Source organism: Erwinia persicina NBRC 102418, from assembly GCF_001571305.1.
Taxonomy (GTDB): domain Bacteria; phylum Pseudomonadota; class Gammaproteobacteria; order Enterobacterales; family Enterobacteriaceae; genus Erwinia; species Erwinia persicina.
On sequence record NZ_BCTN01000009.1, the window covers coordinates 129,191 to 149,666 of the forward strand.

The 20,476-nt window shown below is 56.1% G+C and carries 18 protein-coding genes; 11 read left to right on the plus strand and 7 right to left on the minus strand.

Annotated elements, in window-relative coordinates:
• Nucleotides 1-11 precede the first annotated feature (11 nt).
• The gene (locus tag EPE01S_RS11970; RefSeq protein ID WP_062745234.1) at nt 12-395 is read right to left on the minus strand and encodes a hypothetical protein; all 384 of its coding nucleotides are present in this window, start codon (nt 393-395) and stop codon (nt 12-14) included.
• A 465-nt stretch (nt 396-860) separates the two neighbouring features.
• Here EPE01S_RS11970 and pqqU point away from each other — a divergent pair, with 465 nt between their 5' ends.
• The gene (pqqU, locus tag EPE01S_RS11975) at nt 861-3,008 is read left to right on the plus strand and encodes a TonB-dependent receptor PqqU (RefSeq protein WP_174522426.1); all 2,148 of its coding nucleotides are present in this window, start codon (nt 861-863) and stop codon (nt 3,006-3,008) included.
• A 140-nt stretch (nt 3,009-3,148) separates the two neighbouring features.
• Nucleotides 3,149-5,530, plus strand: a complete 2,382-nt coding sequence (locus EPE01S_RS11980) for a glucose/quinate/shikimate family membrane-bound PQQ-dependent dehydrogenase (protein ID WP_062745237.1) — start codon at nt 3,149-3,151, stop codon at nt 5,528-5,530.
• 47 nt (nt 5,531-5,577) lie between these two features.
• Here EPE01S_RS11980 and EPE01S_RS11985 read toward each other — a convergent pair whose 3' ends face one another.
• Entirely contained in the window at nt 5,578-6,054 is a 477-nt protein-coding gene (locus tag EPE01S_RS11985) for a pyridoxamine 5-phosphate oxidase (RefSeq protein ID WP_062745241.1), read from the minus strand.
• Between the two features lie 539 nt (nt 6,055-6,593).
• On the opposite strand from EPE01S_RS11985, the gene arnB reads away from it, so the two are divergent.
• From arnB to fetB, 9 genes are read left to right on the plus strand one after another with little or no spacing between them, the layout of a single operon-like run.
• Nucleotides 6,594-7,733, plus strand: coding sequence for a UDP-4-amino-4-deoxy-L-arabinose aminotransferase (arnB, locus tag EPE01S_RS11990; RefSeq protein WP_062745244.1), 1,140 nt, complete (start codon nt 6,594-6,596; stop codon nt 7,731-7,733).
• Nucleotide 7,734: 1 nt separating this feature from the next.
• Nucleotides 7,735-8,712, plus strand: a complete 978-nt coding sequence (arnC, locus tag EPE01S_RS11995) for an undecaprenyl-phosphate 4-deoxy-4-formamido-L-arabinose transferase (protein ID WP_062745246.1) — start codon at nt 7,735-7,737, stop codon at nt 8,710-8,712.
• On the plus strand, nt 8,709-10,691 hold the full coding sequence (gene arnA, locus EPE01S_RS12000; protein WP_062745248.1) for a bifunctional UDP-4-amino-4-deoxy-L-arabinose formyltransferase/UDP-glucuronic acid oxidase ArnA: 1,983 nt from the start codon (nt 8,709-8,711) through the stop codon (nt 10,689-10,691). The genes arnC and arnA overlap by 4 nt, the downstream gene beginning before the upstream one ends.
• Nucleotides 10,688-11,581, plus strand: coding sequence for a 4-deoxy-4-formamido-L-arabinose-phosphoundecaprenol deformylase (arnD, locus tag EPE01S_RS12005; RefSeq protein WP_062745250.1), 894 nt, complete (start codon nt 10,688-10,690; stop codon nt 11,579-11,581). Before arnA ends, arnD begins: the two co-directional genes overlap by 4 nt.
• A 6-nt stretch (nt 11,582-11,587) precedes the next feature.
• A complete protein-coding gene (gene arnT, locus EPE01S_RS12010) occupies nt 11,588-13,249 on the plus strand; it encodes a lipid IV(A) 4-amino-4-deoxy-L-arabinosyltransferase (protein WP_062745252.1) in 1,662 nt (553 codons plus the stop codon).
• The gene (gene arnE / locus EPE01S_RS12015) at nt 13,246-13,569 is read left to right on the plus strand and encodes a 4-amino-4-deoxy-L-arabinose-phosphoundecaprenol flippase subunit ArnE (RefSeq protein WP_062745254.1); all 324 of its coding nucleotides are present in this window, start codon (nt 13,246-13,248) and stop codon (nt 13,567-13,569) included. Before arnT ends, arnE begins: the two co-directional genes overlap by 4 nt.
• On the plus strand, nt 13,569-13,955 hold the full coding sequence (gene arnF, locus EPE01S_RS12020) for a 4-amino-4-deoxy-L-arabinose-phosphoundecaprenol flippase subunit ArnF (RefSeq protein ID WP_062745256.1): 387 nt from the start codon (nt 13,569-13,571) through the stop codon (nt 13,953-13,955). Before arnE ends, arnF begins: the two co-directional genes overlap by 1 nt.
• A 43-nt stretch (nt 13,956-13,998) precedes the next feature.
• Complete coding sequence (gene fetA, locus EPE01S_RS12025; RefSeq protein ID WP_062745261.1) at nt 13,999-14,664, plus strand: iron efflux ABC transporter ATP-binding subunit FetA; 666 nt, start codon at nt 13,999-14,001, stop codon at nt 14,662-14,664.
• Nucleotides 14,651-15,409 carry an iron efflux ABC transporter permease subunit FetB gene (gene fetB / locus EPE01S_RS12030; RefSeq protein WP_062745264.1) on the plus strand — a complete coding sequence of 253 codons (759 nt, stop codon included), beginning with the start codon at nt 14,651-14,653 and terminating at the stop codon, nt 15,407-15,409. Before fetA ends, fetB begins: the two co-directional genes overlap by 14 nt.
• A gap of 55 nt (nt 15,410-15,464) precedes the next feature.
• Here the strand turns inward: fetB and EPE01S_RS12035 are convergent, their stop codons facing one another.
• The 5 genes from EPE01S_RS12035 to EPE01S_RS12055 form a co-directional block, all read right to left on the minus strand.
• Entirely contained in the window at nt 15,465-16,712 is a 1,248-nt protein-coding gene (locus EPE01S_RS12035; RefSeq protein ID WP_084344200.1) for a carbohydrate porin, read from the minus strand.
• 386 nt (nt 16,713-17,098) lie between these two features.
• Nucleotides 17,099-17,452 (minus strand): carbohydrate porin, encoded by a 354-nt coding sequence (locus EPE01S_RS12040; protein ID WP_062745267.1) that lies wholly within the window; start codon nt 17,450-17,452, stop codon nt 17,099-17,101.
• A 164-nt stretch (nt 17,453-17,616) separates the two neighbouring features.
• Complete coding sequence (locus tag EPE01S_RS12045) at nt 17,617-17,871, minus strand: CsbD family protein (RefSeq protein WP_062745270.1); 255 nt, start codon at nt 17,869-17,871, stop codon at nt 17,617-17,619.
• Nucleotides 17,872-18,039: 168 nt separating this feature from the next.
• Nucleotides 18,040-19,047, minus strand: coding sequence for a cytochrome d ubiquinol oxidase subunit II (gene cydB, locus EPE01S_RS12050; RefSeq protein ID WP_062745273.1), 1,008 nt, complete (start codon nt 19,045-19,047; stop codon nt 18,040-18,042).
• 1 nt (nt 19,048) lies between these two features.
• Nucleotides 19,049-20,473, minus strand: a complete 1,425-nt coding sequence (locus tag EPE01S_RS12055) for a cytochrome ubiquinol oxidase subunit I (RefSeq protein WP_062745276.1) — start codon at nt 20,471-20,473, stop codon at nt 19,049-19,051.
• Nucleotides 20,474-20,476: the final 3 nt, after the last annotated feature.

Here is a 20,476-nt window from a genome sequence, read left to right on the forward strand (position 1 = left end):
GCACTCGCAGGTTAAGGGCAGGTAAAGGTGATTGCCTGGTCGGTCGGGGCGTTAATGACAGCGAAACGGTGATCGGAAATACGCTGTGCCAGCCAGCCATCCGCGGTGGTCGCGGAAGGAATATAGCGCTGGCGATCGCTGGACAGCAGCGGGCCGCTGTCGAGTTGACGATCCGGCAGGGCAACCGAGAAGGAGTTGAAACGATCAATAATCATTGCCTGAACGCTGCCACGGGGCTGGCCGCTGAGGGTCTGAATGTCGCCACTGCATTCACGGCCCTGATAACCGGATGAGCAGCCGTTAAGCAACAGCAGCAGCGCCGACGCCAGTAGAGTGCGCATCATCGTCTGCGGTAAGGGGAAATGCGGTAACGGCCAGCGTCCTGAAAACGGCATAGTACATCCTGTTGGTTGAGGTTCCACATAGGGTGTTATGCGAATGATTATAGCCCGGCGTCTCATCGCCGTCATGGTGTTGTCATGCCTTAACTGAGAGTTAGCGTTCACTATCTCTGCACGACTGCGTTTTCAATACCCCCTCACTTTGTAACGTTAAAGTGAATCAATTTAGTTAAACCGTTAACAATAGTTCGCAAGCAAATTAATGAGTGCTACAATCGCCCGCGTTTTGTGACTTGCGTCACATTAGCACCCTCAGTAACGCGCCGCGGGCAGAGAAAAAGAGTGGCTGCGCGTTACAGAGAGTTTTTGCTCATGCCGTAAGCAAAATGCCTCAGGGGTTATATACTTTTTGGGGTTGCCAGGCTGGGCAAGACCGTTTTACGTCAGGGAATGTCGGACGCTTACCGGGCGGAGCCGGGTGAGATTTTTTGTATCTTTTATCCACATCGAATAATTCTTGTGATTAATAAAACTTCTGCTGTTGTTTTAACACCGCTGTTCCTGCTGTCACCCGTTGCTGTCAACGCTGCACAGCCTGCCGCCGTGACCGCGTCGGGCGAGGCACCGTCGCTGATGGTGATAAAGCAGCGCGAAGGGCTGTCCGAACTGGACACCCCGGCGGCCGTCAGCGTGGTGGACGGTGATGACCTGCGTGGCACCAACGCCCGGGTAAATCTGTCTGAAAATCTTGGCAGCGTGCCGGGCCTGCAAATTCAGAACCGTCAGAACTATGCTCAGGATTTGCAACTCTCCGTGCGCGGCTTCGGCAGCCGATCCATGTACGGCGTTCGCGGCGTGCGGCTGTATGTGGATGGCATCCCGGCCACGATGCCCGACGGGCAGGGGCAGACGTCAAACATCGATATCAACTCGGTGGGCAAGGTAGAAGTGCTGCGCGGGCCTTACTCTGCACTGTATGGCAATGCCTCCGGTGGCGTGGTGAATATTGATACCACCACCGGCAGCCAGCCGGCCATGCTGGAAGCGGGCACCTACTTTGGCAGCTTTGGTTCCTGGCGCAACAGCGTAAAAGCCAGCGGTGCTACCGGTGATGGCACGCAGGCGGGGGATGTCAATTACACCCTCTCCGGTTCCCGCTTTACCACCCACGGCTTCCGCGATCACAGCGGCACGCAGAAAAGCCTGGGCAACGGGAAGCTCGGCGTGCGGCTTGACGACGTCAGCACGCTGACGCTGATGTTTAACAGCGTTTCCGTCGATGCCAACGATCCGGGTGGACTGACGCAGGCCGAATATCAGGCCAGTCCGCGGCAGTCGCCGCGCGGCGATAACTTTAATACGCGGAAAAGCCTGGATCAGACTCAGGTCGGTCTGCGCTACCAGCGGGAAATGAGCGACAGGGATCAGCTGACGCTGACCACCTGGCACGGTGAACGTCACACCACGCAATATCAGTCCATCCCCAAAGTTTTTCAGCAGCCAGCCACTTACCCCGGTGGGGTGATCGTGCTGGAGCGTAAATATCAAGGGGTGGATACCCGCTGGAAGCACGACGGACAGCTCGGCTCTGTGCCGGTAACGCTGATTGGCGGTCTTGATTATGAAACCATGACCGAACGCCGTCAGGGCTTCCAGAACTACAACACCGTGAACGGCGTTGACCAGTTTGGTGAGAAGGGTGAGCAGCGCCGCAACGAGAAGAACACTATGTGGAACCTCGACCCCTATCTGCAAACCAGCTGGCAGTTGACGCCGAAATGGACGCTGGATGCCGGTCTGCGTTACAGCACGGTGAACTTTGATTCCACCGACTATTATATAACCAGCGTGAATGGCGATGACAGCGGCAGCGCGCGCTACCATAAGCTGCTGCCGATGGGGTCGCTTAATTATGCCGTCACCGGGGCGTGGAACCTTTATGCTTCGGCCGGTCGCGGATTCGAAACCCCGACCATTAACGAGCTGTCATACCGTTCAACCTCCGGTTTACAGACGGGCCTGAACCTGGGTCTGAAGCCGGCCACCAGCGATACCGTTGAGTTGGGTAGCAAAACCCGCATCGGCTTCGGTCTGCTGACCGCCGCCGTGTTCCAGACCAATACCGACAACGAGCTGGTGGTGGATGACAGTCAAGGGGGACGTGCGGTGTACAAAAATGCCGGAGAAACCCGTCGCCGTGGCCTGGAGCTGGGCTTCGATCAGCAGTTTGCGATGGACTGGCATCTGAAGCTGGCGTGGACGCTGCTGGATGCCACCTACCGCAATGACACCTGCAATGCGTCAGGAACCCGCTGTACACCGGCGGGCAACCGCCTGCCGGGGATTGCGCGCAATATGGGTTATGCCTCTCTGGCTTATGCGCCGGAAAGCGGCTGGCACGCCGGGGCCGATATCCGTTATATGAGCGACATCCAGGCGAATGACGCGAACGATGCGCAGGCACCGTCCTACGCGGTGACCAGCCTGAATACCGGCTACCGTTTCAACTGGAGCCAGTGGTCGCTCGATCTGTTTGGCCGCGTGGATAACCTGTTTGACCGCCAGTATGTCGGCTCGGTGATCGTTAACGAAGGTAATAACCGTTACTACGAACCGGCGCCGGGACGTAACTGGGGCGGCGGTGCAACGCTGGTTTACCAGTTCTGAAAAGAATCCAGTAACCACCTGCTGGTTACAGCAGGTGAAAAACACCCGATGGATAGGCAACACAAGACGGGTATTTGAAAAGATCGGGCTGACGCTGTCACGCCCAATCGATGACTTTAAATTTTGGTAAGGTTCAAACTATGCAAAGTAAAGCATCAAGAATACTGATCCTGTTAACAGCGATATTTGCCACCCTGAGTGGTCTGTATCTGTTAATTGGCGGTATCTGGCTGGCTAAACTGGGTGGCTCGCTCTACTACATCATCGCTGGTGTGGTTATGCTGATCACCGCTTTCCTGCTGTACCGCCGCCGTGGCGCAGCGCTGCTGCTCTATGCGTTGTTCCTGCTGGCAACCACCGTCTGGTCGCTGTGGGAAGTGGGGCCTGACTTCTGGGCGCTGACGCCACGTCTGGATATCACTTTCTTCCTCGGTCTGTGGCTGGTACTGCCGTTCATCTGGCGTGCGCTGAGTGCAGGCGGATCATTCCCGCGCGTGGCGCTGTCAGCCGTGCTGGTGTTTGTGGTGGCCGTTCTGGCTTACTCGGTGTTTAACGACCCACAGGAAATTAATGGCACCCTGAGTCAGGATCAGACCGCTGCAGCCCCGGCTGACGACGGTATTCCTGCGGGTGACTGGCCTGCCTATGGTCGTACCCAGGGCGGTACGCGTTACTCTCCGCTGAAGCAGATTAACGCGACCAACGTCGGTCAACTGCAGGAAGCCTGGACTTTCCAGACGGGTGACCTGAAGACGGCCAGCGATCCGGGTGAGATCACCAATGAAGTGACCCCGATTAAGATCGGCGATGCCCTGTACCTGTGTACTGCGCACCAGAAGCTGTTTGCTCTGGACGCGGCAACCGGTAAGCAGAAATGGATGTTCGATCCGAAGATGAAGACGGACCCGACCTTCCAGCATGTGACCTGTCGCGGTGTTTCTTATGTGCAGACGCCGGAAGCGGCGGCAACGCCTGCGGGCGAGAAGCCTGCGCTGTGTTCACGCCGCATCCTGCTTCCGGTTAATGATGGCAGCATGTATGCGCTGGACGCGGAAACCGGTGCGCTGTGCCCGGAATTCGGTGACAACGGCAAGCTGAACCTGCAGAGCAACCTGCCTTACAACAAAGTGGGCTCTTACGAACCGACCTCACCACCGATTGTGACCGCCACAACGATAGTGATGGCCGGTGCCGTTACCGATAACTATTCGACCAAAGAGCCGTCGGGCGTGATCCGTGGTTTTGACGTCAAGACCGGCAAGCTGCTGTGGGCTTTTGACACGGGCGCGAAAGATCCGAACGTGATTGCGGAAGGCGAGCAGAACTATACGCCTAACTCACCGAACTCATGGGCACCGGCGTCTTACGATGCCAAACTGGATCTGGTGTATCTGCCGATCGGTGTGTCCACGCCGGATATCTGGGGAGGACACCGTACTCCGGAAATGGAGCGTTTCGCCACCGGGATGCTGGCCCTGAATGCCACCACTGGTAAACTGGCCTGGTTCTATCAGACGGTTCACCACGATCTCTGGGATATGGACGTTCCGGCGCAGCCTACGCTGGCTGATATTAACGATAAAGACGGTAACAAGGTTCCGGTCATCTACATTCCGACCAAAACCGGCGATATCTTTGTGTTGAACCGTACCAACGGTAAGCCAGTCGTGCCGGCACCGGAAATGAAGGTTCCGGGTGGGGCTGCGAAGGGCGACCATGTCTCGCCAACGCAGCCTTATTCTGAACTGAGCTTCCGTCCGAAAGCTCACCTGTCCGGAAAGGATATGTGGGGTGCGACGATTTACGATCAGCTGATTTGTCGCGTGATGTTCCATCAGCTGCGTTACGAAGGTCCATTCACGCCACCGTCCGAGCAGGGCACCCTGGTCTTCCCGGGTAACCTGGGCATGTTCGAGTGGGGCGGGATTGCTGTGGATACGGATCGCCAGGTGGCGGTGACTAACCCGATGGCGCTGCCGTTTGTTTCGCGTCTGATCCCGCGTGGTCCGGGTAATCCGATCGAGCCAGATGAGAATGATAAAGGCGGTACGGGTACCGAGTCTGGTGTTCAGCCTCAGTACGGCCTGCCGTACGGCGTGACGCTGAATCCGTTCCTGTCTCCACTGGGCTTCCCGTGCAAGCAGCCTTCATGGGGCTATATCTCTGCGGTTGACCTGAAAACGAACGATATTGTATGGAAAAAACGTATCGGCACCGTGCGCGACAGCTCACCGGTTCCGCTGCCGTTTAAAATGGGCATGCCAATGCTGGGCGGGCCGGTGACCACTGCCGGTAACGTGTTCTTTATCGCCGCAACGGCCGATAACTTCCTGCGTGCTTTTAACGTGTCTAACGGCGAGCAGCTGTGGGAAGCCCGTCTGCCCGCAGGCGGCCAGGCGACGCCAATGACCTATGAAGTGAACGGCAAACAGTATGTGCTGATTGTGGCCGGTGGTCACGGTTCGTTTGGGACTAAGCTGGGCGATTACGTGAAAGCGTATGCGCTGCCTGACAGCAAATAAGCCTTAACGTCAGAAGTAAAAAGGGCGACCCCAGGGTCGCCCTTTTTTTATGCCAGTGCTTTCAGTGCCGCTATCTGTTCGTGCCAGCGCGTCAGCGCCGCGGCCTCATCCTTCAGGTGGAACGTCAGGCCGCTGGTGACCGTCGCGTACGGCGCGCGATGGGCGATCACCTGCTTCACTTCTGCACGGAACACCGCCAGCGCCAGGTCTGTCAGCGTCTCCTCCCGCAGGGTGGCCCGCGCCTGAACTTCAATAACCGCCCCCTCCAGTACCAGCGCCAGCGTCATTTTCCCGTCGCGTTGCAGATTGCGGGTGGTGGTGGAATCAGGCCAGATGGCAAACAGCAGTTCGCCCGGTGAGCGGGCGATGATTTCGCCCAGACTGAGCTGAGCCGCATAGGGCCAACCGTTATCGCCCACGCTGGACAGGCGAATGGCCTGATACCGATGACTGGCGGGCAGGGAGCCGTTAAGCAGTGCCATCAGCGTATCAGACAGCGTATCCGGCAAAGTGTCAGTGGTCATATCCGCTTCCTTTGGTCTGTAAAACGGCCAGTTTACCCTGTAATTGTGTTAACCGGCATGTTCACGTGATTTGGCGATGCCGGTGGCCTCATTTGACCGGGGGGGAGGTGAATGGTGAGGGCAGTAGCACTTCACCGTCGGGATTCTGTATTCACTCTTCAAAATGTTTTGCTACAAAATAATGAAAAGATTTTTATATTTACGTTTTTTCTTAGTTTATTTTTTGTTCCACGCCGCTTATAGCTAAACCCCTCTTAAACCAGACTGATTTAATCCCGCAGCGGTAGCATTATCTTAATCTTCCCCTAAGTATTTTCATTTAAGGTCTATGTATATGGATGTTGGTAAGCTCTTTTTGCGCCTTCAGAGCGCTTAATGGGCGTTTATAGCGCTTTTTGGGTCAACTAAAGCGTAAAGAAAGGTCTGTCCTCTGACAGGTGGTCAGGGGGTGAAATGCCGTAGAGGATCAGGTGTGGGCGTACCGCCTGGCCTGCTCTGAAAAATCATTCGTGATATTAATTGTTTAATGGATGTAATCAATGTCAGACTTTTTGCCTTTCTCGCGTCCGGCAATGGGGGAAGAGGAACTGGCCGCTGTCGCAGACGTTCTGCACTCAGGCTGGATCACCACCGGGCCCAAAAATCAGCAGCTTGAAGCGGCTTTTTGCCAGCTGACCGGTAACCGGCACGCCATTGCCGTAAGTTCAGCCACTGCCGGGATGCACGTCACGCTGATGGCGCTGGGCATCCAGCCTGGTGATGAAGTGATCACGCCTTCACTGACCTGGGTTTCGACGTTAAATATGATCGTGTTGCTGGGGGCGACGCCGGTCATGATTGATGTGGATCGCGATACGCTGATGGTGACTCCGGAACGGATTGAAGCAGCTATCACACCGCGTACCAAAGCCATTATTCCGGTGCACTATGCCGGTGCTCCGGCTGACACTGATGCCATCCGTGCGCTGGGTCAGCGTCACGGTATTGCCGTTATCGAGGATGCGGCCCACGCGGCAGGAACCACGTATCGCGGGCGGCACGTCGGAGACCGGGGAACGGCGATATTCTCCTTCCATGCGATTAAAAATATGAGCTGTGCGGAAGGCGGCCTGGTGGTGACAGACGATGCGGCGCTGGCGGATCGTGTGCGCAGCCTGAAGTTTCACGGTCTTGGCGTGGATGCCTTTGACCGTCAGACTCAGGGCCGTGCGCCGCAGGCCGAAGTGATCTCCCCGGGATTCAAATACAATCTTGCTGACATTAATGCGGCGATTGCGCTGGTGCAACTGGATAAGCTGGCCGCGAACAATGCCCGCCGCGAACAGATTGCACTGCGTTACCTTGATGAACTTTCCACGACGCCCTTCCTGCCGCTTACGCCGCCCAGTTGGCCGCATCAGCATGCCTGGCATCTGTTTATTCTGCGCGTTGATTCTGAACGGTGTGGCCTGAACCGCGACGCTCTGATGCAGGCGCTGAAGGACCAGGGGATCGGTAGCGGTCTGCACTTCCGCGCCGCACACACGCAAAAATATTACCGCGAACGTTTTCCTCTCCTGAGCCTGCCGCATACGGAGTGGAACTCAGAGCGTATCTGCTCGATTCCGCTGTTTCCGGGCATGACCGATGAAGATGTCAGCCGCGTCATTGCGGCCCTGCATGCGCTGGTGAGGAAATAACATGACCGAACAACCAATCAACAAAGTCTCCGTGGTGATCCCGGTCTATAACGAGCAGGAGAGCCTGCCCGAGCTGATCCGTCGAACGGATGAGGCCTGTGCGCAGCTGGCGATGGACTATGAAATCCTGCTGGTGGATGACGGCAGTAGCGATGCGTCTGCCGATATGCTGGTCACGGCGGCCGAAGCCCCTGGCAGCCATATTGTGGCGGTGCTGCTCAACCGTAACTACGGCCAGCATTCAGCGATTATGGCGGGTTTCAGCCACGTCACCGGCGATCTGGTCATTACGCTGGATGCCGATTTGCAAAATCCCCCGGAGGAGATCCCCCGGCTGGTGGAGACGGCCCTTCAGGGCTTTGACGTCGTGGGTACCGTCCGGCAGAACCGTCAGGACAGCTGGTTCCGTAAGTGTGCCTCACGCATGATCAACCATCTTATCCAGCGCACCACCGGCAAAGCGATGGGGGACTACGGCTGTATGCTGCGCGCCTACCGCCGCCACATCGTCGATGCCATGCTGCATTGCCACGAGCGCAGTACTTTTATTCCGATCCTTGCCAATACCTTTGCCCGCCGTGCGACGGAGATCCCGGTGCACCATGCTGAACGCGAGTTTGGTGATTCGAAATACAGCCTGATGCGGCTGATTAACCTGATGTACGACCTGATCACCTGCCTGACTACCACGCCGCTGCGCCTGTTAAGCGTCTTTGGCAGCGTGATTGCTCTGGCGGGTTTTGCTATTTCCCTCCTGCTCATCGTACTGCGCCTGTTTTTTGGCCCGGAGTGGGCAGCAGAAGGGGTCTTTATGCTGTTTGCCGTCCTGTTTATTTTTGTCGGCGCACAGTTTGTTGGTATGGGGCTGCTTGGCGAGTATATCGGGCGAATCTATAACGATGTGCGAGCCCGTCCCCGCTATTTTATTCAGCGCGTTGTGAGCCACGACGCCAACTCCACACAGGATAAATCATCATGAAAGCCGTCGTTTTTGCCTACCATGATATGGGATGCGCTGGCATCCAGGCGCTGGCTGAAGCCGGTTTTGACATCTGCGCGATTTTCACTCATGCGGATAATCCTCACGAAAATCACTTTTTCGGTTCCGTCGCGCGCAGTGCAGCGCAGCTCGGCGTACCGGTTTATGCTCCTGAAGAGGTGAATCATCCGCTGTGGGTTGACCGCATTCGCGAGATGAAACCGGATGTGATTTTTTCCTTCCACTATCGTCAGATGCTGAACGACGAGATCCTGACTGCCGCCCGCGTGGGAGCGTTTAACCTTCATGCCTCGCTGCTGCCGAAATACCGTGGACGCGCTCCCCTTAACTGGGTGCTGGTGAACGGGGAACAGGAAACCGGTGTGACGCTGCACCGCATGGTAAAACGTGCCGATGCCGGGGCTATTATCGCTCGTGAAAAGGTGGCTATTACCGCAGCAGACAATGCGCTGACGCTCCATTATAAGCTGTGCGAGAGCGCCAAAACGCTGCTGACGCGCAGTCTGCCCGCCCTGCGGAGCGGTGATTTCACTGAGGTTCAGCAGGATGAGAGCCAGGCAACGTATGTTGGACGGCGTACACCGGAAGACGGTCGCATTGACTGGCATCAGCCGGCGCAACGGGTACATAACCTTGTGCGGGCAGTGACCGACCCCTGGCCTGGTGCGTTCAGTTATGTGGGAGGTGCGAAGTTTATTCTCTGGCAGTCGCAGATACGGCAGGACTGGCCAGCCGCAAAACCCGGTACGGTGCTTTCCGTCTCACCGTTTGTCGTGGCCTGCGCCGATGGGGCGTTAGAAGTGGTGACCGGGCAAAGCGACAGCGGCGTCTATATGCAGGGCAGCCAGCTTGCGCAAACGCTGGGTCTGGTGGCGGGGGCACTGCTGCATAACCAGCCGACGGCAGCCGTAAAACGTCGTACCCGCGTGCTGATCCTCGGCGTCAATGGCTTTATCGGTAACCATCTGACGGAACGTCTGCTGGCTGATGATAACTTTGAAATTTACGGTCTGGATATTGGTTCCGACGCCATCAGTCGCTTTATCGGTCACGATCGTTTCCACTTCGTTGAAGGGGATATCAGCATTCACTCAGAGTGGATTGAATATCATATTAAGAAATGTGATGTCGTTCTGCCGCTGGTGGCGATTGCCACCCCGATTGAATATACCCGTAACCCGTTGCGCGTGTTTGAGCTGGATTTCGAAGAGAATCTGAAAATTATTCGCGACTGTGTGAAGTACAAAAAACGGATTATCTTCCCGTCGACCTCCGAAGTGTATGGCATGAGCACGGACGCGACCTTTGATGAAGACCACTCTAATCTGGTGGTCGGGCCTATCAATAAGCAGCGCTGGATTTACTCTGTGTCTAAACAGCTGCTGGACCGGGTTATCTGGGCTTACGGCGAAAAAGAGGGGCTGCGCTTTACCCTTTTCCGACCGTTCAACTGGATGGGGCCCCGACTGGATAATCTTAACGCCGCCCGTATTGGCAGTTCACGCGCTATCACCCAGTTGATCCTGAATCTGGTCGAGGGTTCACCGATAAAGCTGATCGATGGCGGACGTCAGAAACGCTGCTTTACCGATATTCGTGACGGTATTGAAGCGCTGTTCCTGATTATTGAAAATAAGCAGCAGAACTGTGACGGCCAGATCATCAATATCGGTAATCCGGACAATGAAGCCAGTATTAAAGAGCTGGCTGAACAGCTGCTGGAAAGCTTTGAGCGTCACCCTCTGCGTGACCGTTTCCCACCCTTTGCCGGTTTTCGCGAGGTGGAAAGCAGCAGCTACTATGGTAAGGGGTATCAGGATGTGGAGCACCGTAAACCGTCTATTCGTAATGCGAAGCGCCTGCTGAACTGGACGCCTGAGGTGGCGATGAACTTCACTATTGACGCCACGCTGGACTTCTTCCTGCAAACCGTGGAACCGGGTGAGATGACCGAATGATCAACGTCGGTCTGCGCATTGATGTAGACACCTGGCGTGGTACCCGTGACGGTGTGCCGCGCCTGCTCTCCATTCTTGAGCGCCAGCAAACCCGGGGCAGCTTTTTTTTCAGCGTCGGCCCGGACAATATGGGGCGGCATCTCTGGCGTTTGCTGAAACCGCGCTTTCTGTGGAAGATGCTGCGTTCAAATGCCGCCTCGCTTTACGGCTGGGATATCCTGCTGGCGGGGACGGCCTGGCCTGGCCGGTGTATTGGGGTAGGTCAGGCAGACGTCATCCGACAGGCCGCTGAACACCATGAAATTGGCCTCCATGCCTGGGATCATTTTGCCTGGCAAACCTGGGCAGGTGTGTGGTCAGCGGAGAAGCTGAGTGAAGAAATCCGTCGGGGCGTGGACGCATTGACTGCCCTGACAGGGCAGCCGGTGACCTGTTCGGCGGCGGCGGGCTGGCGGGCCGATGGTCGGGTGGTCGCCGCCAGACAACCTTTTAACTTCTGTTATAACAGCGACTGTCGCGGTTCTGCGCCTTTTCTGCCGTTGCTACCGGACGGACGGACAGGCACCGTGCAGATCCCGGTGACGTTACCCACCTGGGATGAAGTGGTGGGCACGCGGGTTGCCCGTCAGGACTACAACGCCTTTATCCTCGATGAAATCACCCGCCAGCACGGCGTGCCGGTCTACACCATTCACGCGGAAGCGGAAGGGATCGTGCTGGCGGAAATGTTTGATGCGCTGCTGACCGATGCGCGTCGCCGGGGTATTCGCTTTTGCCCGTTGAGCGAACTGCTGCCGCAGGACCTGTCGCAGCTGCCGACGGGTAAGATTGTCCGGGGTAGTCTCCCCGGCCGTGAAGGCTGGCTGGGATGCCAGCAACCAGTCGAGTGATTGCGGATGAAAACCACCCGTTATGCGTTATTACTGCCCGTACTGTATGTGCTCTATTATCTGATCCCTCTTGAGTTTCGCTCGTTGTGGCAGCCGGATGAGGTGCGTTATGCCGAGATCAGCCGTGAAATGCTGCTCAGTGGAAACTGGGTGGTGCCTCACTTTCTGGACCTGCGTTACTTCGAAAAGCCGATTGCCGGGTACTGGATCAATAACATCAGTCAGTGGCTATTCGGCCACAACAATTTTGCCGTGCGTTTTGGTTCCGTGTTTTCCGTCTCACTCAGCGCGCTGCTGATCGGCTGGCTGGCGATGCGCCTGTGGCGAGACCGGGCCACAGCCGTGCTGTCGGCTGTTATCTTCCTCACCTGTATGCTGGTATACAGCATCGGTACTTATGCCGTGCTCGACCCGATGATCACCCTGTGGCTGACGGCTGCCATGTGCAGCTTCTGGCTGGTCGGGGAGGGGGGCAGTAGCCGTAAGAAAGTAGCGGGCTGGCTGCTGCTGGGCCTGGCCTGCGGTATGGGTTTTCTTACGAAAGGCTTTCTGGCGCTGGCGGTGCCGGTCGTGGCCATCGTCCCGTGGATGATCTGGCAGCGGCGCTTTAAAGAGCTGATGCTGTTCGGGCCGCTGGCGCTGGTGAGCGCCGTTGCTATCTCGCTTCCCTGGTCAGTCAGCATTGCCCGGCAGGAGCCTGATTTCTGGCGCTATTTCTTCTGGGTAGAGCATATCCAGCGCTTTGCAGAGAGTAATGCCCAGCATAAAGCGCCATTCTGGTACTACGTACCGGTACTGATTGCAGGAACGCTACCGTGGCTGGGGCTGCTGCCAGGGGCGCTGTGGAAGGCCTGGCGTGAGCGGCAGGGGGCCCAGGGGGCGATGTATCTGCTGGGCTGGGTGGTGATGCCGCTGGTGTTCTTCAGCATGGCCAAAGGCAAACTTCCGACCTATATTCTGCCCTGTTTTGCGCCACTGGCGATGTTGCTGGCCCATTATGCGATGGCGCTGGCATCGTCCGGCCGGCGCGTGTTTAAACTTAATGGTGCAATCAACCTGCTGGTGGGAACGGTACTGTTACTGGCGATGCTACTGGTAATGGCCCCCTGGGGGCTGGCGAAGCACCCGGTGTATGCCCACCATGAGTTGATTAAAGTCCTGCTGGGCAGCACGGCATTTCTGTTCTGGGCGCTGGTGGGGGCGGCCAGCCTGGTCGGGGATGCTAAACACTGGCGTCTGGCGGCACTGTGCCCTCTTGGTCTGGCACTGGTGGTCGGGGCGGCCATCCCGGACAAAGTGATGAATTCTAAGCAGCCACAGCCTTTTATTACCGATATCAGCCATGAGCTGCAGCAGAGCCGCTTCGTGCTGGCCAATAACACCGGCATGGCGTCGGCGCTGGGCTGGTCGCTGAAAAGAAGTGATATCCGGATGTTAGATCAGCCAGGGGAACTTGAATACGGTTTAGGTTACGCCAACGGAGCCGATCGGCTGGTGACCACCTCTGATTTTGCATCGTGGCTACGTCAGCACCGTCGTCAAGGTAACGTCTCGCTGGTGATGAAACTGTCCGGTGAGGATCGGCAGATTGATGCCGGGATCCCTGCGCCCGATCGTATCGTCCAGCGTGGCAGAATGCTGCTCTACTTCTACCGTCAGCAGCCATGAACCTGCTACTGATTGTGCTGGCCAGTCTGCTGAGTTGTGGTGGCCAGCTGTGTCAGAAGCAGGCCACTCTGCAGAACTGTCGTCGCGGGCTGTATGGCTGGCTGGCGGTAAGCATCATACTGCTTGGTATGGCGCTGTTGGTCTGGTTGCGTGTGCTGCAAACGGTTCCGGTGGGCGTGGCGTACCCGATGCTGAGCCTTAACTTTATTTTTGTTTCTCTTGCCGCCCGCTGGCTGTGGAAGGAGACGATCCCGTGGCGGCATGCGCTGGGCATTGCACTGATTGTGGGCGGCGTGGCGGTAATGGGGAGCTATACCTGATGGGATGGCTCTTTGCCTTTTGCAGCGTACTGCTGGTCAGCGCTGCACAGCTGTTGCTGAAGTGGGCCATGGTGCAACTGCCCCCGCTGGGGCAGACCGGACTGTTTGTTGACACACTTTTTACGCTCTCATGGCCGGTGCTGGCGCTGTCAGGTGGACTGGTGGCCTACGGACTGTCAATGCTGTGCTGGGTGCTCGCCCTGCAGCGGCTTCCCCTGAGCCAGGCCTATCCATTGTTAAGTCTGAGTTATCTGCTGGTCTGGCTGGGCGCGCTCTGGCTGCCCGGGCTGAATGAACCCTTTCTGTGGGGCAAGCTGGCGGGGGCCTTGCTGATCCTCGGCGGGCTGTTACTGATTTTCTCTGCGGGGAAAAACAGCCGCAGATAATGTTATTATCATCCGATTATTGACTCAGAGTCTGGTTGATCACATGAATGCGTTACCCCCTCTCCTGCAGGTCAGGGAGGTCAGTTTTGTACGCCAGGGAAAAACCCTGTTAGCGCCGGTGTCCTTTGAACTTCACTGCGGCGAATTCCTCTGGCTGACCGGGCCATCCGGAGCCGGTAAAACCACGCTGTTAAAAATTATTGCCTCACTGCTTGAGCCGACTGGGGGCGAGGTGTTATTTCACGGCCAGCCGATCGTTGCGCTGAAACCTGAACCCTATCGGCAGCGGGTTTCCTGTGTGTTTCAGACGCCCCAGCTGTTTGGCCGCACAGTCTGCGACAATCTTTCCCTGCCGTATCAGATCCGCCAGCAGGCGGTTGACCTGCAGCATCTGGGCCGTGAATTGCGGCGCGTCAATCTCTCAGAAGAGATGCTGGATAAGCCGGTTGAGCAGCTCTCCGGCGGGGAGAAACAGCGAGTGGCGCTGCTGCGTCATCTGCAGTTTCCTCCGGAGATCCTCCTGCTTGATGAGATCAGCAGTGCGCTGGACGAGGCGAATAAGCTGACGGTGCAGACGATAATTAACCGGCAGGTGAGCAACGGCGTGGCGGCAATCTGGATCAGCCACGACAGCCATGAAGCCGAAGATGGCAGGCGTCGTATCACGCTGCGTCCCGACGGGCAGGAGGGCCGGCATGGATCAGCATAATATTACCAATGCGTCACTGGCGATGGCCCTGATGCTGGTGGTGGTTGCGCTGCTGGTCAGCCGTAAAGAGCGACTCGGGCTGGAAAAAGATATTCTCTGGAGCGTGACGCGGGCTGTCATCCAGCTGGTTATCGTCGGCTTTGTGCTCAAGTATATTTTTGACGTCAATAATCAGTGGCTGACCGGACTGATGGTGCTGTTTATCTGTATTAATGCGGCGCTGAATGCGAAAAAACGCAGCGGGTCGATCGACAGAGGCTTCCTGATTTCGTTTGTGGCGGTGAGCGGTGGAACGACGCTGACGCTGACCATTCTGCTACTCAGTGGCGCGATCGCCTTTGTCCCCATGCAGGTTATCCCGATATCGGGAATGATCGCCGGTAATGCGATGGTGGCGGTGGGGTTGTGTTTCAGCAATCTTAATCAGCGCTTCAGTGATAATCGTCAGAAGGTCGAGGAGATGCTCAGTCTCGGGGCCAGTGCGAAGCTGGCTTCGGCGGCAATCCTGCGCGACAGTATCCGCGCTGCAATGATCCCTACCGTGGATGCCGCAAAAACAGTCGGTCTGGTGAGTTTACCTGGTATGATGTCCGGCCTGATCTTTGCCGGTATCGATCCGGTAAAAGCGATTAAGTATCAAATTATGGTCACTTTTATGCTACTGGGAACGGCCAGTCTGTCGACGATGATTGCGGGCTATCTGGCCGCCCGGCGATTCTATACGGCGCGCGTTCAGTTGAAATAGCCGTATAAGCTTAAGCATTAAGGGCGGGCCACACACCGGGCCCGCCCCGACAACATCAGAAATTCACATTGGCGCTCAGACCACCAATGAAGGCATCTTTAACGCCTGAGACGGCGCCGGGTGACGCGACGTACTGCAGGCTGGGACGGAGGTCAAGCCAGTGAGTGGCGTGAACGTTGTAGTAAACTTCGTAGTTCCATTCTGAACCGTGCTGAATGGGCAGGTAGGTCGGGCTGCGGTCGTCGTACTCACCGTTGTACTCATTGGTGCCCCGCTGCATTTTACTGTAGTCGCTGTTGACGTGAATACGCGCTACGCCAAAACCCATCTCATCCTGCGCACGGCTGGCAAAAGGGCCTTTCCAGGTCAGCTCTACGGCCTGGTAATTATCCGTTTTCGACGTTTTATGATCGTTCATCACAGCCTGTACTGTCAGGCCCAGCCCCCGGTTGACATCGCCATCAGTGGCGGTCATCTGCTGTTGTAACAGCACATAACCCCCGTACGCCTTCGCCTGTCTGCCGTAACCACCATTGCGATAGCTGGCGTATTTATCCCCATTCACCGAAGAGTAGTAGCCACCGATACGGTAGTTGCCCGGCAGTTTGTTCGCGCCGAGCAGGGGTTTCCAGCCAAATTCAAATGGCACCATATTCCCCAGCGACGGACTGCCGTCAAGGTAGAAGCCGTTGCCGCGATCATAGTTATTCCGGTTCTGATTATAGAAACCGGCCTGGAAGAACATATCATCCGGCAGGTTCAGTTTTATCCGTCCTCCCCACTGCGATACCGGCCAGTTATACCAGCGGTCGCCGCGCCAGTTGCCTGGCTGACCGCTACCAAAGGCCAGGTTTTCGAACTTGCTGTCGAATGAGTCGAAGTCTTCACCTGTGGTGACGCGACCGGCTTTGATCTCGACCAGATGGTCAAAGAAGCCCTTATTAACCCAGAATTGTGTCAGACGCCAGGTCTGGCCCCGGCCCCACACTTCCTGTACCGAGGACAGGCCTCCGGTACGCGGGTCGTTAATATGCTGGGTCAGGTCGCGCCCGTTTCGGCTGGTGATGGTGAACTGGAACTGCGTATCATCCCAGTTGAGCAGCTTTTCCAGGTCGAGGCTGGTGCCAAAGGCCCACTGATCGGTATAGCGGGCAGTGGTAGAGGTGTTATAGCCCCCGGCAAGGTTACTGGCGGATTCCATGGTGTAGTTTACCTGAAAGTCGACGCCTTCCTTTTTCAGTTCGCTACGGTAGCCACCCCAGTCACCAAATAAATAATCCGAATCCATACTAAGAGGTGCCATATCGGCATTAGCCACCGTAGAGACCAGTAACAGGGCACTGCTGTAGAGAAGAGGGGAAATTTTACGTTTAAATACGTGTTTATTTGTCACTGTTTTTCGCCTTTTTATTATTTATCTGTACGAGTCCTGGTGGCTCTCTCATGATAAGAAAGCCGTACAGATTGTTTGAGGTACAATGCTTTTTCGTCCCCGGGCGCACGTAATTCATGGCCGGGAAGCTATGACACCATGTGTGCGAATAGCGGGGAGTGTATTTTTGTGCTGAAAATATTTAGCGTGATTATTTATTTGTATAAAAGTGACAGTGAAGATTAGCAAATATGTCTGCGAGAGAATGGGGCGGAAAAATACCCGTTTTGCCGGCGTGCAAACGGGTATTAACAATATCAGAAGTTAATACCGGCGCTCAGTCCACCGACGAAAAGATGGGCGTCGTCACTCACCGAACCGGGTTTGGTGGTTTGTTGCAGGTTGGGCCGTAGAATGAGATGGGGTGTCAGGCGGTAGTTGTAATAGAGGTTATAATTAAAACCATCGCCCCGCATCAGCGGCTGTGGCTTATTATTACTGTATTCTTCGGGAATGTTATAAGCGTTCGCATCCGTGGCAGGGCTATCTGCGGGCGCAGCATGGTAGTGAGGAAGCAGAGGCCCTTTTCTTGCCTGGGCATGGCTGGAGATAAGCAGGGCAGTAATACCCGCCGCATACAGGCACTTTTTCAGATGTGATATTCTTTCCATGATTTCACCTCGTTCTGCGATTAACCATCAGGATAATGACGTTGCCTAATCAGTACATCACAACTCATGTCTTCCGTTTCAATGTTTAATGCGACGGTGAAAATCCTGTATGACAGATATAAAAAAACGCCCACTGGGGGCGTTCCGATACGGCTTTTGAAAGCTTAACGGCGGCCGAATATTTTGGCCGCGAGGAAGCCAACGCCGGCAGCAATCACCAGAGAAACCAGCGGTGATTCCTGGGTTTTCGTTTTCACACAGTCCAGGGCGTCATCAACGGCGTAGGAGGCTTTGGCGGCCTGCTGACGCACTTTGCCTCTGAATTCATGCTCTGGCGAGTCTACGGCTTTACCAAACTCTTCCTGACCTTTGCCGACAGCTTCTTGTGCTTTATCGTTCGCTTTATCAAACAGACTCATTGTGCCTCCTTTTGTTGGCATGATTTCCTGTAACGACTTTAAGCGTAGACTATCCGGTGGGCTTTACCGTGGCTCTTATGTGTAAAAGTATGAATGAAAACGTCAGTAACGGACAAAAAAGAGGGGGATAACTCTCCCCCTCCTGATCTGATGCTCGCGTTCAGATCCTCAGTGATAGCCTTCATCCGGCTTGATTTTGCCGCGGAACACGTAATAGCTCCAGAAGGTGTACACCAGAATGACCGGAATAATTAGCAGGGCACCGACCAGCATAAAACCCTGACTCTGCGGCGGTGAGGCGGCATCCCAGATAGTAATGGACGGCGGGATGATATAGGGCCAGATACTGATACCCAGTCCGGTGAAGCCCAGGAACACCAGCGCCAGCGTCAGCAGGAACGGCGTGTAGTGCGCGTGACGCAGCAATGAGCGCCACAGGCCCCAGGCGGCGGCCAGCACCAGTAAGGGTACCGGCAGGAACCAGAACAGGTTAGGCAGCGTGAACCAGCGATGCATAATGTTGGTGTGAGCCAGCGGCGTCCAGATACTGACGATGGCCATCACCACCAGCAGGGCAATCAGCAACGGTCTGGTCAGCGCCGTCATTTTACGGTGCAGTTCGTTTTCGGTCTTCATGATAAGCCAGGTGCTGCCCAGCAGGGCATAGGCCAGAATCAGACCCACACCGCAGAACAGCGTGAACGGCGTCAGCCAGGCCAGTGCCGGGCCGCTGTAAGTGCGGTTCGTCACTTCGAAGCCATTAATCACGGCACCCAGCACCACGCCCTGGCTGAAGGTGGCAACATAAGAGCCACCGATAAAGGCCTTATCCCAGAAAGGACGGTGCTCTTCAGTCGCTTTAAAGCGGAACTCAAAGGCCACGCCGCGGAAAATCAGGCCGATCAGCATGATGGTCAGCGGGACGGCGAGCGCAGAAGTGATCACGGCGTAGGCGAGAGGGAATGCGCCAAACAGCCCCGCCCCGCCGAGCACCAGCCAGGTTTCGTTACCATCCCATACCGGGGCGACGGTGTTGACCATCATGTCGCGTTCAACAGGATCTTTATTAAACGGGAACAGGATACCGATACCGAGATCGAAACCATCCATGATGATATACATCAGGGTGGCGAAGATGATGATGGTAAACCAGATAATTGAGAGATCGATACCCACCTTACTTCTCCTCCTGTGACGACTGTAATTTCTCTTTCACCGCAGACAGCGGACGAGCCGGCGTATGTGATGTGCCCGGGCCACCGTCTGCCGGAGGGTGACCTTCGCCGGTCTGTGGTCCTTTCTTAATCAGGTTAGCCAGGTAGCTGTAACCCACGCCAAAGACGGCGCAGTAGACCAGCAGGAAAACGATCAGACTGATGCTCATCTGCAGCGTACTGTGCAGTGATACGGCATCACGGGTGCGCAGCAGGCCGTAAATCACCCAGGGCTGACGGCCCATCTCCGTGGTGATCCAGCCTGCCACCAGTGCAATCAGACCGGAAGGACCCATGAGCAGGACAAACCACAGGAAAGGACGCGAGGTGTAGAGGCGCTGGCCGCGACGCATCCACAGGCTGACGGCACCCAGCAGGATCATCAGCATACCCAGCCCGACCATCACGCGGAAGGACCAGAATACCACCCTGGAATCAGGACGATCCTCTTTCGGGAAGGATTTCAGGGCCGGAACCTGCTTGTCCAGACTGTGGGTCAGGATCAGGCTGCCAAGGTAGGGGATTTCCACCGCATACTTGGTGCGTTCCTCTTGCATATCCGGCATACCAAACAGGATCAGCGGGGTGGCTTCTCCCGGACGGTTTTCCCAGTGACCCTCGATAGCAGCGATTTTGGCCGGCTGATGTTCCAGCGTGTTCAGACCGTGAGCGTCACCAATCATGGCCTGAATGGGCGACACGATCAGCGCCATCCACAGGGACATCGACAGCATTTTGCGCACCGCAGGCGTATCGTTTTTGCGTAACAGGTGATAAGCCGCAGAAGCCCCCACGAAGAAAGCCGTCACCAGGAAGGCCGCCACGGACATATGCAGCAGACGGTAAGGGAAGGAGGGGTTGAAGATGATCTTGAACCAGTCCACCGGTACCACAATGCCGTTTTGCAGCGCATAACCCTGCGGTGTCTGCATCCAGCTGTTGGAGGCGAGGATCCAGAAAGTGGAGATGATTGTGCCAAGTGCCACCATACAGGTGGAGAAAAAGTGCAGGCCACGGCTGACGCGGTTCCAGCCGAACAGCATGACGCCAAGGAACCCCGCCTCAAGGAAGAACGCGGTAAGCACTTCATAGGTCAGGAGTGGGCCAGTGATGCTTCCCGCAAACTGGGAAAAGCCTGCCCAGTTGGTGCCGAACTGATAGGCCATGACCAGGCCAGACACGACCCCCATGCCGAAGTTAACGGCAAAGATTTTTGACCAGAAATGGTAGAGGTCGCGATAAACCTCATTTTTGCTTTTCAGCCACAGACCTTCAAGCACGGCCAGAAAACTGGCCAGGCCAATGGTGATGGCGGGGAAGAGAATGTGGAAGGCTACGGTGAAACCAAACTGTATCCTCGCCAGATGGAACGCATCTAATCCGAACATTGC

What these genes read in the sequence shown, in the direction of transcription:
- arnE (WP_062745254.1), top strand. Translation starts at nt 13,246, where the DNA reads ATGAACCTGCTACTGATTGTGCTGGCCAGTCTGCTGAGTTGTGGTGGC.
- arnT (WP_062745252.1), top strand. Translation starts at nt 11,588, where the DNA reads ATGAAAACCACCCGTTATGCGTTATTACTGCCCGTACTGTATGTGCTC.
- EPE01S_RS12055 (WP_062745276.1), bottom strand. Translation starts at nt 20,473, where the DNA reads ATGTTCGGATTAGATGCGTTCCATCTGGCGAGGATACAGTTTGGTTTC.
- fetA (WP_062745261.1), top strand. Translation starts at nt 13,999, where the DNA reads ATGAATGCGTTACCCCCTCTCCTGCAGGTCAGGGAGGTCAGTTTTGTA.
- arnC (WP_062745246.1), top strand. Translation starts at nt 7,735, where the DNA reads ATGACCGAACAACCAATCAACAAAGTCTCCGTGGTGATCCCGGTCTAT.
- fetB (WP_062745264.1), top strand. Translation starts at nt 14,651, where the DNA reads ATGGATCAGCATAATATTACCAATGCGTCACTGGCGATGGCCCTGATG.
- EPE01S_RS12045 (WP_062745270.1), bottom strand. Translation starts at nt 17,871, where the DNA reads ATGAGTCTGTTTGATAAAGCGAACGATAAAGCACAAGAAGCTGTCGGC.
- EPE01S_RS12035 (WP_084344200.1), bottom strand. Translation starts at nt 16,712, where the DNA reads ATGGCACCTCTTAGTATGGATTCGGATTATTTATTTGGTGACTGGGGT.
- arnF (WP_062745256.1), top strand. Translation starts at nt 13,569, where the DNA reads ATGGGATGGCTCTTTGCCTTTTGCAGCGTACTGCTGGTCAGCGCTGCA.
- arnB (WP_062745244.1), top strand. Translation starts at nt 6,594, where the DNA reads ATGTCAGACTTTTTGCCTTTCTCGCGTCCGGCAATGGGGGAAGAGGAA.
- EPE01S_RS11985 (WP_062745241.1), bottom strand. Translation starts at nt 6,054, where the DNA reads ATGACCACTGACACTTTGCCGGATACGCTGTCTGATACGCTGATGGCA.
- arnD (WP_062745250.1), top strand. Translation starts at nt 10,688, where the DNA reads ATGATCAACGTCGGTCTGCGCATTGATGTAGACACCTGGCGTGGTACC.
- EPE01S_RS11970 (WP_062745234.1), bottom strand. Translation starts at nt 395, where the DNA reads ATGCCGTTTTCAGGACGCTGGCCGTTACCGCATTTCCCCTTACCGCAG.
- arnA (WP_062745248.1), top strand. Translation starts at nt 8,709, where the DNA reads ATGAAAGCCGTCGTTTTTGCCTACCATGATATGGGATGCGCTGGCATC.
- EPE01S_RS12040 (WP_062745267.1), bottom strand. Translation starts at nt 17,452, where the DNA reads ATGGAAAGAATATCACATCTGAAAAAGTGCCTGTATGCGGCGGGTATT.
- EPE01S_RS11980 (WP_062745237.1), top strand. Translation starts at nt 3,149, where the DNA reads ATGCAAAGTAAAGCATCAAGAATACTGATCCTGTTAACAGCGATATTT.